The following is a 15,696-nucleotide window of genomic DNA, read 5'->3' as shown; positions in this document are numbered from 1 at the left end:
AACCTTTCCGTTAAAATAGAGACAAAGACGCGGCAAGTTGCGCCAAGCACCCTCATGCGCAACGACATCCCCGCTATTTTTGCGGCGCGCCGCCGTACCACCATCAAGGAGGTCCGTTCATGGCATCTCACCAAGTCGATTCACACATGGGACTCACCCAGGCCGAGGTGAATGCCCGCATTCAAGCCGGCCAGCACAATTTGCCAATGAAGCCGCTGACCAAATCGATTGGGCAGATCATTTCGGGCAACACGTTCACCCTTTTCAACTTGGTCAACGTGGTGCTGGGCGCATTAATTTTCACCACGGGTAGCTATCAAAACCTGCTGTTTCTGGGCGTCGCGATCATCAACACCGCGATTGGCTCCCTGCAGGAGATCAACGCCAAGCGCAAGATCGATAAAATGAGCATCCTCGCCGAAAGCAACGTCCGCGTTCGGCGCGAGGGCAAAGAGGTCGCGGTCCCGCAGGAAAATATCGTTCAGGATGATATTGTGTTGCTCCGGCGCGGCGACCAGATTCCAGTCGATGGCGTCGTTGCTGCCACCGAGGGCCTTGAAGCCGACGAAAGCCCGCTGACCGGCGAAAGCGATCCGATCAACAAGCAACTCGGCGACCAGCTACTTTCCGGCTCATTCATTGTCGCCGGGCAGGCCGCGATGCAGGTCACGGCGGTCGGCAGTGACACCTTCGCCGCCAAGCTCGCTCAGGAAGCCAAGGAAGAAAACGAGACGAAGAGTCAGCTGCTGGCGACGATCAATCGGATCATCCGCGTGTTGACCTATGTCCTGATTCCGCTGGGCGTGATTCTCTTCACCGTGTCGATGGTTCGCCGCGGGAATTACAACCGCGCGATCATCACCACCGCGGCCTCCATGATCGGCATGATTCCGGAAGGCCTGGTCCTGTTGACGAATGTGGCGTTGGCCGTTTCGTCCCGCAACCTGGCCAATCGCCACGTGCTGGTTCGCGCGCTTCCTGCGATCGAAGCGCTGGCCCGCGTCGACACGATTTGTTTGGACAAAACAGGCACCATCACTTCGGGCAAGTTGAAAGTCGCCAAAGTGATCGGCGTGTCGGCAACTGAGGCCCAAGTCGCCGAAGCCGCACGCCGCATCGCCTATGCGCTCAACGACGACAACGAAACGGCGATGGCGATCAAGGCCACCGCAGCGGCCCCGGACACCGAGGTCACCGCGCGCATGCCATTTTCCTCTGCCCGCAAATGGTCGGGGGCCAGTTTTGCCGATGGGGAAAATCTGGTGATGGGCGCCCCGCAATTTGTTTTTCCAGAAGGATTGGCGCCGGCTGTCACAACGCAACTGAACGAGGTGATGCAGCAGGGCTATCGCGTGCTTGCCGTCGCCCGCACGCCATATCCCCTCGCCGCCCCGCTGGAGGACGCCGAGCTATTGGGCCTCTTATTGATTTCCGATGAGTTGCGCCCCACAGCGGCGGCCACCTTCAACTTTTTTGCCGGCCAAGGCGTGACGTTGAAGGTGATCTCGGGCGATGACCCCGTCACCGTCGCGAATGTCGCCAAGGCCGCAGATCTCGCCGGCGCCGACCAAGCCATCGACATGAGCACCGTGGCCGAAGAAGCGGACTTCCACGCGCTGGCCGCCGAGAATAACGTCTTCGGCCGGGTGACGCCTGGGCAAAAGAAAAAGCTGATTGCCGCCATGCAGGACAACGGCCATACCGTTGCGATGACCGGCGACGGGGTCAACGATGTGCTGGCGCTGCGGCAGGCCAACTGTAGCATTGCCATGGCCAGCGGGGCGGAAGCCGCAAAGTCGATCGCCGATTTTGTCTTGATCGATTCGAACTTTGACGCGATGACCTGGGTCTTGAACGAAGGCCGGCGTGTCATCAACAACATCGAACGCGTCGCCTCCATGTATTTGGTCAAAACGATCTTCTCCGTCATCTTGACCGCAATCTTCATTTTCCTGCCGCTGGATTACCCGATCGTCCCGATCAACTTGACCCCGGTCTCCGCAATCGCCGTCGCCATCCCGTCATTTTTCCTGACGCTGGAGCCGAACTTCGAGCGCGTGCGCGGACAATTCATGCAAAAGGTGATGACGCTGGCCCTTCCCGCCGCGTTGATGGTCGTCGCGTATGCGCTGATCTTGACCTTCTTTGAAAGCTGGTTTGGCTGGTCCTTCGGCGTGACCTCCACGTTGGTCGCGCTGTTGATCGGGGTCATCGAGCTGCATGTGTTGACCCTGGTCGCCCGGCCGTTCAACCGCTACAAGACGGTCATGGTGATCGGTCTGTACCTCGCGCTGTTTGCCATTTTCTTCTTCGGCGGCAAGATCTTCTCGATGAGCAACCTTTGGGATTTCAAACTGATGCTGGTCTATATCCCGCTGATCGTCTCGACCGTGCCGGTGTATTACGCCCTGCAGGAATTGCTGGGCCGGCGCGTGCTGTCCCGCATCAACTGGCGGTAGGCAAGAAGCGGTAGGGCCGCGCGCGCTTGAGGGCTCCGGCTTGGGTGCTCGGGGGCGCGCTCCCAGCTAGCCCAGCCACCCCAATAGACAACAAAAGGCAATGCCGCACCTCCCAATTCGGGCGTGCGGCATTGCCTTTTTACTATCTGAAAAATTAATCTTCGGCCGCCTCGGGATTGGCCACGATCAAGACATCGCAGGGCGCATTTTCAACCACAAAGCCCGCCACGGAGCCGATGAACATGCGCGACACCAGGCGCTTGCTTGAGCGGCCCAAAATAATGAGCGTGGTCTCGTAATCCTTCGGGGCATCATAGGCGACGACGCTACGCGGACTGCCAAAACGCAGGTGAATGTTGACCCGGAGCCCCTCTTTGCGAAGGGGCTCGGCCATGTCCGTGAGCGCCACCTCGGCCCGCTGTTCGGCGTTATACAGGACCTTGCCCGACACGTCGGCGCCTTCGCCGAGCGAAACACTATACTGCCGCGTGTCGATCACATGAAGCAAGTCGATCGCCCCGCCGCGGTCTTTGACGATCGCAACCGCCCGCTCCAATGCGGCATGGGCGGCGCTGGAGCCATCTTCTGCGACTAAAATTCGGACACCGTTTTCTGTCATCACAAAGCACCCCTTTCCTCTTAGTTGTACCACATTGGCGGCGCAAAACGCGCGCGGAAAGGATCTGGTGTCACCTCACAGCAACAGACGCACGCATCAAGTCGGGCTTCACCGAGCAGGGCTGGAATAGGTCGTGCGGTTTCGCACCCTAAAGAAAAAAAGCTGGGAGACGTCGCGTCTGACCCAGCTTTTTTAGAAGCGCACTTACTTTGTTTCGTTGGCACTTGGTCGATCCAGCGCCGCCTTGAACTGCGCCACATCGAATTTTGGTGTGCGGTCATAATAATACAGCCCGTTTCGCTCCTGCTCGACATCATACAGCTGTGTGTAGCAGAACCCATACACATCCGCATCGTCCAGCAACACATCCGCCAGGCCTTTGAAGCGGGCGACAAAATCCGCCTCGTCTTTTGGCCCTTCGCCATAGCCCCAGGCACGATTTTGCGCATCCGCATCCGGTGCCCATTTGATGCCGCCATATTCGCTGACATTGATCGGCTGACCGGCATAATGCTGGCGGGCGTCGTGCTCATCCCAGAAATGCCCATTCGGCTGCTTGGCCCCATCGAATTTTTCCTTGAGCTTGGCTGGGTCTTGCTCGTAATTGTGGACATCGTAAATATCGGTGATGACATGGAAATTGCCGCTCGTATCCACCACCGGCCGGCTCGGATCGATTGCCTTGGTCGTGTGATAGATCAGCGCCAGGACATCATTGTTCTGCTGATGGCCATCGATGTCCCACGTTTCATTCAAGGGGCACCAGGTGACGATTGCCGGGTGCGCAATGTCGCGCGCCATGACTTCTTCCCATTCCGGCAAGAACCACAGCGGGGCATCCGCCTTGGCCACGTTCAGCCCCCAGCTCGCCATTTCGCCCCAGACGATGTAGCCGGCCTCATCGCAATGCGTGAGAAAACGCGGCTCAAATGCCTTTTGATGGAGGCGCGCGCCATTGAATCCGCAGGCCTGGCTCAGCGCGATGTCATTTTTCAACGCGTCGTCACTTGGCGCGGTGTAGATGCCATCCGGATAGAAGCCCTGGTCCAGGACCAATTTTTGGAAAACGGGCTGGCCGTTGAGCAAAAATTGACCGTTGTTCATGGCGACTTCGCGCAGGCCAAAATAGCTGTGCACCTCATCGTCGCCAAACGTGAGGGTCACGTCATAAAGCCGGCCATGGCCGATCTCCCACAAATGTTTTGCGCTCAGCGGAATAGTGACACTGCCGGTGGTGCCGGCAATCGCGACGTCGCCTTCGCCGCATGGCACCCCATCATAGCTGATCGCGGCGTGCACGGTACCAGGGGCCGTCACCTTCAGCTGCAAGGTCACAGCCGGCGCGGCAATATTCGGGGCGTAATCGACGGACGCCAGATGCGCCACTGGCAATTTTTCCAACCAGACAGTCTGCCAGATGCCGGTCGTGCGCGTGTAATCGCAGCCCTGCGAATAGAAGACGTGGCTCTGCTTGCCATGCGGGTACGCCTGGGCGCGCATCGGGTCGCGGGCGAGAACGGTCAGCCGATTGTCGCCAGGTGTGCACGCGTCTTGGATATCGAGGAAAAAGCTGCTGTAGCCGCCGCGATGGGTGCCGACCTCAACGCCATTCACGTAAACGTGGGCCTCGTAGTCGACCGCGCCAAAATGCAGTCGCAGCACCTGCTTCAGATCCGCCTCGCTGACGGTGATCGTGCGCTGGTACCACACGGCGTTCATGAAATCCTTGTGGCCGATGCCAGACAGCGCGCTTTCTGGGGCAAACGGCACAGTGATCTCCTTATCAAATGGGGCCGTATTTTGAAAGTCCTGTTCGCGGCCGCTGTCACCGTTGTCGATCAAAAACTGCCATTGGCCATTCAAGTTGACCCAATTTTGCCGCTCAAATTGCGGCAGTGGATATTCCGGACGTGGAATCATGGTTATTGTGTGCTCCTTTGATTGTTGTTGATTTTTATGAATCACTTTATTGATCCGAGCCGGGCGCGAGCCTCCGCACCGTTTACTTGGGCTACGGCTCGCAGGTCTGAGACATCTAGTCAGTCCATGCACTCGGTGGCTAAGTGCGCCACCAAGCACCTGGCCTGAACTAGCTGCTCAGACCTAAACGCAAGCCTCCGCACCGTTTACTTGGGCTGCGGCTCGCAGGGGGGGCGACAGCTAACTGGAACCGTCACTCGAGGCGAAGTGCGCCTCAAGCGCCAGTCCCAAGTTACCCGCACCCCCCAAAAACGCGAGCCTCCGCACCGTTTTTAAATAGCGCTTTCATTTTTTTGCGCGGCAAAGGCCGCCGGGCGGTTTAATAGTAACGGCTGCGGTTGCCGAAGTTCAGTTTGGCGACGATGGTGTTCGGGTCGCTTTCCTCAAGCGGCTGAATCCACAGGCCTAGCGTCGTCAGATCTTTCAGGATGAAATTCGTCACGGCGATCTCAGCTTCTGCGGGGTCGATGTCGAGCCCGGCCGCTTTTGCCACGCTGACCGCATCGTCGATCGATAGCGTCAAGGTGTCGACAAAGTGCGAATCGAGCTGGCGATAAAGGGCTGCCACTTGATCATTGACCGACTGTTCGACTGCCTTGAAGACCTTCGCGTTTTTCGCCTGTAAGTCGTAATACTTTGTTACCAGATGATTGTTGTCGATTTCCATGATCATCCTCCTTGTCTCTGACAAGTTTAACGTGTAAATAAATGAAATCATAGCCGTTGACAAATTTTTCTGGGGTGGCCGATCGAAACCGCATATAAGGAGACGAATCAAGTCAATTTGTCGGGCAAAAGCGCCGGCCGAAAACCATGACTCCGTGCGCGCCAATCGAATTTCCCACCTACCCCGCGCCCCTTCTGCTATACTGGCCTTAATTAATGGAGGCGATCACATGACAGCTGCACAAGCACCGCGCAAGGACTATCCGGAAACCGACAAATGGGACCTGACAGCCATTTACGCCAGCGATACCGCGTATGAACAGGACATCAAGAAGCTTCAGGAATTGGCCGCGGATTTCACCCGCATTTATCAAGGGCGCCTGAATGAGGTCGGTGCGATCAAAGACGCATTGGCGGATATGGCGAATATTCAGACCATCGCCGATCATCTCAGCCACTACGCATTTTTGCCCCAGGCCGCGGACACCACGGACCCGGCGGCCAATCATCAGCTCAACCGCATCAATCAGCTCTTTGCCAGCGTGTTTGGCCAGCTGACCTTCTTCGACACCGAATTGCAGGCGCAGTCCAATGAGCTGCTCGACGAAGTGGCGGCCACCGACGAAGATACCGCCGCTGTCATTCGCCACATCAAGGCGGCCAAGGCGCATGAGTTGCCCGGCGCTGTGGAGCAAGTCCTGACGCAACTCGGCCCGACCTTGGACACGCCCAACGCCATTCGCGACCAGATGTTTGCGGACATGGACTTCGGCAGCTTCACCGTGGCTGGGAAAACTTATCCGCTGTCCTTCACTTTATATGAGGAAGAATATCAAAAGCATCCCGACACCGCCGTCCGCCGCGCCGCGTATCATCAATTCTGCGACACTTTGGCGCGCTACCAAAACACGATGGCGGCCGCCTATTACAACCAAGTCGCCAAGGAAAAAACGTTGGCGACGCTGCGGGGCTATGATTCCGTCTTTGATTATCTGCTTGCCCCGCAGGAAGTGACTCGCGCGATGTTCGACCGCCAGATCGATGGCTTGATGCAGGGCCTTGCGCCGGTGATGCAGCGCTATGTCACCCATTTGAAAAAACTGTGGGGCCTCGACCACATCGGTTACACGGATCTGCAGATCGATATCGACCCCGAATTTGCGCCAGCCGTGACGCGGGCCGAGGCACCAAGTATGGTGAACGATGCCCTTGCGCCGATGGGGCCGGCTTATCAGGAGTTGATCGCGCACGCATTTCCGCAGCGCTGGGTGGATTTTGCCCCAAACGCTGGCAAAGCTTCGGGCGCCTTTGCGACGATGCCATACGCGATTCATCCTTACGTGCTGATGAGCTGGAGCGACACCCTGCCGGCCCTGTACACCTTGATCCACGAACTCGGCCACACCGGGCAGATGACGTTGGCCAGCCGCAAGCACGACATCATGGCCGCCAACCCGTCCACCTATGTCGTGGAAGGGCCATCGACGTTCCATGAACTGCTACTTACGAAGAGTTTGCTTGCCAAGGCCAGCGACCCGCGGCTCAAGCGATTTGCGCTGAGTCGCCTACTGTCGGATACCTATTTTCATAATTGCGTGACGCATCTGCTTGAGGCTGCCTTCCAGCGCGAAGTGTACACGCTGATCGACAATGGCGAGTCCTTCAACGCCGCCAAGCTCAACGAGTTGAAGCTGCAGGTCCTCCATCAGTTCTGGGGCGACGCCGTGGATCTCACTGATGGCCGCCCGGAGCTGACCTGGATGCGCCAGAGCCACTACTACATGGGCCTGTATTCCTACACCTACTCCGCCAGCATGGTCATTTCGACCGGCGCGTTCCTCCGCTTGCAAAATGGCGACGAGAACGCTATCCATGACTGGCAAGAATTTCTGGCGCTGGGCGACACCAAGACGCCGCTTGAAGAGGCAAAAGTCGCAGGTGTCGATATCTCAACGGCCAAGCCGCTCGAAAACATGGTCGCGTTCCTCGATGAAACTGAAAAACAAATCGAAGCGTTGAGCGCAGAGATCGATTAACGCGTCCGACAAAAAGACGGCCTCAACTGCGAGGCCGTCTTTTTTGCTGGCGACTCACCGCGAGTTCGTGCGGTGCGCCATCTTTGGTTGATCACGGGCCGCCATATCAGGGCACGGGGCCGCGCTGATTTCAACTCAAGTCATCGAGGTCCGGTTCGCCCATCGTGTCCTGCATCAGCTGGACCGCCTCAAGCAGCGGGCGCACCGCATTGATATCCGTAAGCGGGGTCTCTTTTGGCTGCTTGCGCCGGTTGATGTGGACACGCCACTTGAAGCGCAGCGGGACATCAGCAGGTTCGATCGTGCCGCGAAAATAGAAGAACTGGGGCTGCATCGGAAACCCGCGAAAAGTCCGAGCGCGGATGCGGTCACAATCGATTTGTTCCTGACCCAACATTCCGGTGCCAAAAACCACCAGCGCATCTGGCAACTGCGCGCCAAACCGCCGCCACAACGTGCGAAACCCGCTCACCCCGCGCGACGACACATGGCCGCCATAGATCAACAGGTCGCAGGTGCTCATTTCCTGTGGCGTCAAAAACGCCCGGTCGACCAGCGGACAATGGAGCCGCCGCGCGATCCACAACGCATATTGCTGGGTAAAACCCGTTTGCGACTCATAAACCACAAGTGTTTTCATCCGCCGTCCCCTTCCGCATTGGTCTATTATCATTGTAGCGAGATAAGGCGCGGATTTTCAATTTTGCGGTCTTGCGAAGGAAAATCGGCCTAGGTCCAAAAAGGGGGGCCTTTCAAAACAGCGTGCGCGCAGTGTTGGCTAAGCGGGTGCCGCTTAGCACCTAAAAAAAAGAAGCTGCCCCATCATAACGGGGAGTTCGCCGCACCCTGCGTCTTCAGTGAAAATATGCTACACTTGCGGTGATAGTTCATTTCACAAGGGAGGAATTTCCAATGAAGATCACGCGTCATGGCGAAGCACAACAGACGACAGGCGAACCACCGATGATCGGCCATACCCTGCCGAATTTTACCGTGCAGACCGCTGACAAGACCTCGCTGACCGCCACCGATTTTGCCGGCAAGTACACCCTGCTGAGCGTTGTGCCAGATATCAACACCCGGGTGTGCAGCATTCAAACCAAGCATTTCAACCAAGACATGGATGAATTCATGGGCGTCAACTTTTTCACCATTTCCACCAACACCACGGACGAGCAGCAGACCTGGTGCGCGGCTGAAGGCGTGAAAAACATGCAGCTGGTATCCGACCAGGCGCATGAATTCGGCGACGCGCTGGGCCTGTTTGTTGAAGCAAACGGCACCGACGCCCGCAGCGTTTGGATCATTGACCCGACTGGCAAGATCGTTTATCGCCAGTTGATCGAAGAACAGACTGACGAGCCGGATTATCAAAGCGCGATGGCCTACCTCGAAGCCCACGCATCCCGTTAAAAAAGATCGCGCCGGCTTGCGGGTCGGCGTTTTTGCGTTCATCGCCGTTGTTGATGCAACTTCAAGGAGGCAGATCATGATGGAATTCATTCCCGTTCGCATTTACGATCACGTTCAACCCGCGGGCTACCGGCTGCTTGTCGACCGGCTCTGGCCGCGCGGCGTCAGCAAGGTCAACGCCGCCCTCGATAGCTGGGCCAAAACGATCGCGCCGAGTAACGACTTGCGCGAATGGTTTGGCCACGAGCCCGACAAGTTTCCGGAATTCACCCAACGTTACCTTGCCGAATTGGATCAAAATCCGGCGGTGGCCGAGGTGATCGATCAGCTTCAAGCCGCAAATGCGCCGATCGTCCTTCTGCTTTTCGGCGCCAAGGACACCAGCCACAACAATGCCGTCGTCCTCGCCGATTATCTCAAGGCCAAGGTGAAGTGATGCTGAGCAAAGTCGAGTTTCGCAAGCAACAATTGCCACGCCTGAAAAGCGCGCGCCAGGAAACGGAAGCGGCGGCGGCCCAATTGCTCTACACCCTGATGACCACGCCCGCCTGGAAAAATGCGCAGACCATCGCCACCACGATTTCCGGCCCTGGCGAACTGCCGACCGCGCCGTTGATCGAAGCCGCGACCCAAGCAGGGAAAACCGTGCTGCTTCCGCGCGTGCTGCCCAAGCGCCAACTCGTTTTCCTACCTGACCCAGGGCCCGCCGCGCGCGTGACCAGCTCATTTGGGTTGAGCGAGCCTGCCTTTGAGGCTGAGAAGGTTGAAGACACGATCGATTTGATCATTGTCCCCGGCCTCGCGTTTGCAAGCTTTGGCCGGGTCCGCGTCGGCTTTGGTGGCGGTTATTACGACCGCTTTTTGGCCGCGCATCCCGCATCTGCGACGATTGCCCTGGTGCCGCCGGTCATGCAGTTCGCCCTGCCGACTTGGGACGTCGAGCCCTTTGACGTGCCGCTTGATCAGATCTTGTTTGTCTGACCCGCGCGAAAGGAGCTGCCATGATCACTCGTCTTTCAAAGGATCTCGATGCGCGCACCCAGTACAAGTTGCTGGCCGCCAGCATCATCCCCCGCGCCATTGCCTGGATCACTACCCTTGACGAAAACGGCCACGTGAATCTGGCGCCGTTTTCTTTTTTCAGCGGGGTGTCCAATCAAAAGCCCTTGCTCTCGATCGCCATCATCCGCGACCACGGCCGGCCCAAAGACACCGCGGCCAACTTACTGGCGACCGGTGAAGGCGTCATCCATCTCGTCACGGCTGAGACCGCCGCGCAGATGAACAGGACGGCTGCGCCCCTGCCCGCCGGCGAAAGCGAAGTGGCAACGGCCGGCCTGCATCTGACCGCCAGCACCGCCGTCGCCGCCCCGAGCCTGCAGGAGGCGTTGGTGCGTCTGGAGGTCAAATTGTATCAGCACGTGCCGATCGAAGTGGCCGGAGCCGTCGCCACCGACCTCTTTATTTTGGAAGTCGTCGCGTTTCAGTTCGACCCCAGTGTGTTTGACCCGGCGACCGCCCATCTGGATGTCGCCGCCCTTGCCCCGCTGGCTCGCCTCGCCGGGCCGCAATATGCGACACTGGGCCCAATTTTTTCCATGACCCGCCCAGATCACTCGTCACTTATTTAGGAAGTAGGTTCCGTTTTGACCGTTTTTCTCTCAAGTTTGTTCGGCGTCTGCGAGATCCTGATCTTGATCGCGCTGGGCTATTTTCTCACGGCGCGCGGCTGGTTCGACGACCGCTCGAGCCGCATCATCGCCAAAGTCGTGACCCAAGTCTCCCTGCCCGCCTACATGATCGTCACCATTGATGAAAAATTCTCAGCGGGCCAGCTCATGCGCCTGCTTCCGGATCTGCGTTTTCCGGTGCTGTCCATGGCGATCTTGTTCGGCCTCTCCTTTGGCGTTTGCCGCGCCCTGGCCGTGCCGGTCGGACGCCGTGGCCTGTTCAAGTCCATGTTTTTCAACTCGAACACCGTCTTCATCGGCCTGCCCGTGAACCTCGCGCTGTTTGGCGCCAAGAGTCTGCCATACGTGCTGGTCTATTACATGGCCAACACCACGATCTTCTGGACTGTCGGCGTCTACCTGATTCAGGCGGACGGCCCGCACAATGCGTCACTCTCTTTGAAAAAAGTGTTGGGTAAGATTTTCTCCCCACCGCTTCTCGGATTCATTGTGGGGGTCCTGCTCGTGCTGGCGCGCGTTCGCCTGCCGCAATTTCTGATGTCCGACCTGAATTACATCGGCGGCCTGACCATCCCCGGCTCCATGTTTTTCATCGGCATCGCGATGCATCAAGCCGGGCTGTCGAACATCCGCTTTGACAAGGAAATGCTCGGCATCTTTTCCGGCCGCTTTCTTTTCGCGCCGCTAGTCATGTTTCTGCTGGTGGCCTGGACGCCGATGCCGCTTTTGATGAAGCAAGTCTTCATCCTGCAATCCGCGATGCCCGTCATGACCAACGCCCCGGTCGTCGCCAAACTCTACGGCGCCGATGCCAACACGGCCGCCATCACCGTCACAACGACGACCCTTGCCGCAATGGCAGTGATACCTGTGGTGATGGTACTGGTGCAACAGCTGTAGGGTGTGACGCCGAGCGTTAAGGGGTGGGCAAGTAGTTCGACCCGGGCGGTTGATGGCGTACTTGGCCATCGGGCGACCGGGTCGACTACATGTCCCACCCCTGCTCGGTGGAGCCCAACTATAGGGTGTGGGACGGCGCGGAGCCTCGAAGTTCTCGCCCCAACAAAAATAGGAAGCGACCCGTTGTGGGCCACTTCCTATTTTTTCTTCCTATTGAAACTATTAAACGAGCACCGGACGATACAGGCTGACGACCACACCGAGAATCGTGACATCGTCAAAATACATATCGGCCATGTCGTCATTTTCCGGATGCAGGCGCACGCGTCCGCTTTCCTTGTAGAAGCGCTTGACGGTCGCCTCGTCGTCTTCGGTCATGGCGACGACGATCTGACCATTTTCAGCTTCCGACTGCTTCTTGATGATGATCTGATCGCCATTGAGAATGCCGATCTTGATCATCGAATTCCCCTGGACGCGCAACATGAACAGATCCTGCGCATTATACGACAGGTCGTCCGGCACTGGGAAATAATCCTCGATGTTCTCGATCGCGGTGATCGGCACCCCAGCGGCAACGGTCCCGACAATCGGAATGCCAGGTTCGCTCACGCCAATATAGTCGCGCCCGGCCTGGGTCAATTCAAGTGTCCGCGGCTTGGCGGGATCTTTTTCGACCAATCCCTCGGCCAGCAGTTTTTCCAGATAAGCGGCGACGGTGCTGGATGAACTCAGCCCGACCGCTTTCCCGATCTCGCGCACGGTAGGCGGATAATGCCGCTCAGTGAGCGACTCGTGGATCACTTGTAGGATATCCCCCCAGCGCTTTTGGCTCGGCTGCATTGGCATATGACTCCCCCCGATTTCTTCTATGATAACATCAGCATACCAGCCCGAACGTTCGTTTGCAACGATTACCCGCGATAAACCGCGATTTTACGGGTAAAGGATGTGTTTTTTGGGAAAATTAGGCCCCGTTGCGAACCAGACTCCACGATTCGCGAGTCTTGGGACACAATTTGGCTGCGCCGAGGAGGGGTGGTCAGCTAGTCGACCAGACCTGAACGCCGCGCTTCGCACCCTGAATCAAGTTGGGCTTCGCGCGGCAGGTCTGGGACATCTAGTCGACCAAGTCCCGTATGGCTAAGTGCGCCATACGCGCCTCGGCCGAACTAGCTGCTCAGACCTAAACGCCGCGCTTCGCACCCTGAATCAAAAAAAGCGGCCCCCATCACTGGCGGTCGCTACATCCGGTGGACTTCCGGCAGGTGGTGCATCTGCCGGCGGTCACACGCCGTTTTCTTCATTTCATAGGCCACAACGACCAAAATATCGATGGCCATCAGCCCAATGCCGATCGCGGCCCAATTCGTGCAAAGCAGCACGACGGTCAAGCCGGTCAACCCGCGCAAGACCCATTTCAAAACTGTGAGCGTCATCTGGCTCGCCTCCTTTTTGGGGCAGCACGCCCCTCGCGTGAACAGAACCCCTCAAAAATAAGTCATTTCTATGGCTATAACATTACGCCGATCCAGGCTCAATGTAAACCGTTTGGTTACTTAAAATTTACATTAAATGCCCGCGCGTGGGCGATACAAAGTCGTAAGCGCTTCCCATTTTTACACAAAAGATAAAAGTTCAGACCAACGCCGTATTCGCTTTCTAGTGCTTGTTTCGGTATGATTGACCTATCTAAAACGAAACAGAGGGACTCACCATGGAAAGCAAACGCACGTGGTTTTACCGCCACTTCATCAACAGTAAATTTGCCGTCGCTGCGTTCAATCTGCTGCTGGGATTGCTGGTGATCTGGGTCTTCACCAAGATTGCCTGGATCTTTGAACCAGTGCTGTCCTTCCTCGGCATCGTTGCGCCGCCATTTGTTTTCGCCGGGATTCTGTTTTACCTGCTCAATCCCGTGGTCAATTGGCTCCAGCGCCTCAAGATTCCGCGCGTCTGGTCGATCTTGATCGTGTTCATCGGCGTGCTTGCGATTCTGGTGTTCGCCATCGCCAAGCTCGTGCCGCCGATCGAACAACAGATCACCAACCTTGTCACCAACTGGCCGCAACTGTGGAACAACTTCACCGCCTGGCTCACCGACCTCAATGAAAAACAGACCCTGATCTCCGAAAGCGACCTCAACCACATCGGCGAAGAGATCACCGCCGCCCTGTCCGCCAAGCAAAGCGCGCTCATCACCGGCACCCTGTCCGGCATTCAAAGTGTCGTCGGCGCAGTTGGCAACGTGGTCGTCACCGTCGCAACCGCCCCGATCATCCTGTTTTTCATGTTAAAAGACGGGGAGAAATTCCCGCCACTTGTGATCAACCTGTTTCCAGTCAAACTGCGCACCAGCCTGCACCAAATGCTGCACGAAATGAACCAAAAAGTCGGTTCCTACGTCCAAGGTCAGATCACCGTGGCCATCGCCGTCATGATCATGTTCATGCTCGGCTACACCATCATCGGCCTGCGCTTTGGCCTCGTCTTTGGGCTGATCGCCGGGCCGCTGAACCTGATTCCGTACTTCGGCTCCGCACTGGCCATGGTCCCCGCGCTGATCGTCGGCGCGATGACCAGCCCGCAAATGCTGATCGAAGTGATCGCCGTTTTCTTCGTCGAATGGCTCCTCGAAACGCAGCTCATCTCCCCGCTCGTTATGGGCAGCAAGCTTGAGATGCACCCCATCACCATCGTTGTGGTATTGTTAACAGCAGGGAACCTCTTCGGCCTCGTCGGCGTCATCCTCGGCATCCCGGGCTTCGCGGTCCTCAAGATCGTCGCCGTCCGCATTTTCCGCTGGTACCAGCAAGTCTCCGGCCTCTACGAAGAAACACCGGCGCTGGCCGATGGGCAAAATCAAACGCCGCCGCCAAGCGATGGCGCAGACCGCCGCCCACCGGAATCCGCCGCCGCCCAGACTGGCCGAACCGGCGACGGGGCCAGCGCCACGCCACCAAGCGACTCACCCGCGCCTTCCGCGCCCGTCCCACCTTCCAAGTCTGCATCCAAAAAGGAGCACAAATGACACTGTTTTATCTGATTTTCGACATCGGGCTGCTCGCGTTGGGCGGCTACTACCTATTTTGGCTAAGCCGAATGGACATCCATGCCCGTTACTCCGGCTTCCAGCTCGTGATTGCAGTGCTCGTCGGCCTCTGGCTTTTGGCGGGCGGCATCGATGACATCGCGTATGTGATCTTCGTGGCGGCCTTTGTCACCCTGACCGTCTTGACTGGCACCAGCGGTTTGACCCCGACGCGCCTGATCTCCGTTGGCGTCTTCGGCCGCGTCATTCCGCTGTCGCGCATGACCGCCGTCACCCTGACGCCATTTTCCGTGGCGGATGGTCGTACCGTTGTGATCGCGCTGTTTACAATGGGCGACCGCCGTCTGGTGCGGCTGAGTTTTGCCAGCGACCTTCAGACATTGATTGCCCAACTCCAGCCGCGCCTGCCCCAGCAGGTCCCAATCACAGTGGAACATCTTGAATAAGACCAAGCCCTCGCCAGCGACTGACGAGGGCTTTTTTGTAGTAGTGGACACCCATCGCCCGCAAAAAGTTGTGTGACGCCATCACACTGATCTGAGTTGCCGTCCCCGGGAACGGCAACTTGGTGGACTCGTGGTCCGCGGCTGTTGGCTATTCAGATAAAAAAGGCAAATTTGCGGACCGGTGGACCGGAAGCCCTGTGATTTTGGCAATCGTGCGATCTCTGGGATTGCCAATTTGCTTCTTCTGGGCCGGAGTGTTGAAATTTCCAATCTCGGAGATTGGAGGAAAGGCGCACGCCCCCTGACAACGGGCGATATCAGTGTGACGTCATCACATTACTTTCTGCCAGATAATTTGGGCGTGCGGACATTTTTTTGGACCGCCGTTTTGCTAAAGTGCACAACGACGGTGTTCGTTCAGGTTTTTACCTCCC

At 57.5% G+C, this 15,696-nt stretch carries 14 protein-coding genes and 1 pseudogene; 9 read left to right on the top strand and 6 right to left on the bottom strand.

Annotated elements, in window-relative coordinates; genetic code table 11:
• Positions 1 to 119: 119 nt before the first annotated feature.
• Complete coding sequence (locus EKM95_RS10000; RefSeq protein WP_125698052.1) at positions 120 to 2,459, top strand: cation-translocating P-type ATPase; 2,340 nt, start codon at positions 120 to 122, stop codon at positions 2,457 to 2,459.
• A 154-nt stretch (positions 2,460 to 2,613) separates the two neighbouring features.
• Here EKM95_RS10000 and EKM95_RS09995 read toward each other — a convergent pair whose 3' ends face one another.
• The 3 genes from EKM95_RS09995 to EKM95_RS09985 form a co-directional block, all read right to left on the bottom strand.
• Positions 2,614 to 3,078 carry a universal stress protein gene (locus EKM95_RS09995; protein ID WP_125698050.1) on the bottom strand — a complete coding sequence of 155 codons (465 nt, stop codon included), beginning with the start codon at positions 3,076 to 3,078 and terminating at the stop codon, positions 2,614 to 2,616.
• A gap of 204 nt (positions 3,079 to 3,282) precedes the next feature.
• Positions 3,283 to 4,998 (bottom strand): glycoside hydrolase family 2 protein, encoded by a 1,716-nt coding sequence (locus tag EKM95_RS09990; RefSeq protein WP_125698048.1) that lies wholly within the window; start codon positions 4,996 to 4,998, stop codon positions 3,283 to 3,285.
• 379 nt (positions 4,999 to 5,377) lie between these two features.
• Positions 5,378 to 5,725, bottom strand: coding sequence for a hypothetical protein (locus tag EKM95_RS09985; RefSeq protein WP_125698046.1), 348 nt, complete (start codon positions 5,723 to 5,725; stop codon positions 5,378 to 5,380).
• 229 nt (positions 5,726 to 5,954) lie between these two features.
• Between EKM95_RS09985 and pepF the strand changes: the two genes are divergently transcribed.
• Entirely contained in the window at positions 5,955 to 7,760 is a 1,806-nt protein-coding gene (gene pepF / locus EKM95_RS09980) for an oligoendopeptidase F (RefSeq protein ID WP_125698044.1), read from the top strand.
• A gap of 130 nt (positions 7,761 to 7,890) precedes the next feature.
• Here pepF and EKM95_RS09975 read toward each other — a convergent pair whose 3' ends face one another.
• Positions 7,891 to 8,400 carry a flavodoxin domain-containing protein gene (locus EKM95_RS09975; protein WP_125698042.1) on the bottom strand — a complete coding sequence of 170 codons (510 nt, stop codon included), beginning with the start codon at positions 8,398 to 8,400 and terminating at the stop codon, positions 7,891 to 7,893.
• Positions 8,401 to 8,672: 272 nt separating this feature from the next.
• Here EKM95_RS09975 and EKM95_RS09970 point away from each other — a divergent pair, with 272 nt between their 5' ends.
• The 5 genes from EKM95_RS09970 to EKM95_RS09950 all read left to right on the top strand — a co-directional run bounded on the left by EKM95_RS09970 (position 8,673) and on the right by EKM95_RS09950 (position 11,764).
• Complete coding sequence (locus EKM95_RS09970; RefSeq protein ID WP_125698040.1) at positions 8,673 to 9,173, top strand: peroxiredoxin; 501 nt, start codon at positions 8,673 to 8,675, stop codon at positions 9,171 to 9,173.
• A gap of 76 nt (positions 9,174 to 9,249) precedes the next feature.
• A complete protein-coding gene (locus tag EKM95_RS09965; RefSeq protein ID WP_125698038.1) occupies positions 9,250 to 9,609 on the top strand; it encodes a DUF488 family protein, N3 subclade in 360 nt (119 codons plus the stop codon).
• Entirely contained in the window at positions 9,609 to 10,154 is a 546-nt protein-coding gene (locus tag EKM95_RS09960; RefSeq protein WP_125698036.1) for a 5-formyltetrahydrofolate cyclo-ligase, read from the top strand. The genes EKM95_RS09965 and EKM95_RS09960 overlap by 1 nt, the downstream gene beginning before the upstream one ends.
• Before the next feature lie 20 nt (positions 10,155 to 10,174).
• A complete protein-coding gene (locus tag EKM95_RS09955) occupies positions 10,175 to 10,804 on the top strand; it encodes a flavin reductase family protein (RefSeq protein ID WP_125698034.1) in 630 nt (209 codons plus the stop codon).
• 15 nt (positions 10,805 to 10,819) lie between these two features.
• Positions 10,820 to 11,764 carry an AEC family transporter gene (locus EKM95_RS09950; protein WP_125698032.1) on the top strand — a complete coding sequence of 315 codons (945 nt, stop codon included), beginning with the start codon at positions 10,820 to 10,822 and terminating at the stop codon, positions 11,762 to 11,764.
• A 222-nt stretch (positions 11,765 to 11,986) separates the two neighbouring features.
• Here the strand turns inward: EKM95_RS09950 and lexA are convergent, their stop codons facing one another.
• Together lexA and EKM95_RS09940 are read right to left on the bottom strand one after the other, a co-directional pair.
• Positions 11,987 to 12,613 (bottom strand): transcriptional repressor LexA, encoded by a 627-nt coding sequence (gene lexA, locus EKM95_RS09945; protein ID WP_125698030.1) that lies wholly within the window; start codon positions 12,611 to 12,613, stop codon positions 11,987 to 11,989.
• Positions 12,614 to 13,008: 395 nt separating this feature from the next.
• Positions 13,009 to 13,203, bottom strand: coding sequence for a hypothetical protein (locus tag EKM95_RS09940; RefSeq protein ID WP_125698028.1), 195 nt, complete (start codon positions 13,201 to 13,203; stop codon positions 13,009 to 13,011).
• A 278-nt stretch (positions 13,204 to 13,481) separates the two neighbouring features.
• Between EKM95_RS09940 and EKM95_RS09935 the strand changes: the two are divergent.
• Positions 13,482 to 14,639, top strand: a pseudogene (locus EKM95_RS09935) (AI-2E family transporter); the annotation flags it as partial.
• Between the two features lie 152 nt (positions 14,640 to 14,791).
• Entirely contained in the window at positions 14,792 to 15,262 is a 471-nt protein-coding gene (locus EKM95_RS09930; protein WP_125698024.1) for a hypothetical protein, read from the top strand.
• The last annotated feature ends 434 nt before the right edge of the window (positions 15,263 to 15,696 follow it).

The sequence above is a fragment of the Lacticaseibacillus yichunensis genome, assembly GCF_003946405.1.
Classification (GTDB): domain Bacteria; phylum Bacillota; class Bacilli; order Lactobacillales; family Lactobacillaceae; genus Lacticaseibacillus; species Lacticaseibacillus yichunensis.
Note: the sequence above shows the minus strand (reverse complement) of the source record. Positions and strands in the feature narration are given on the sequence as shown.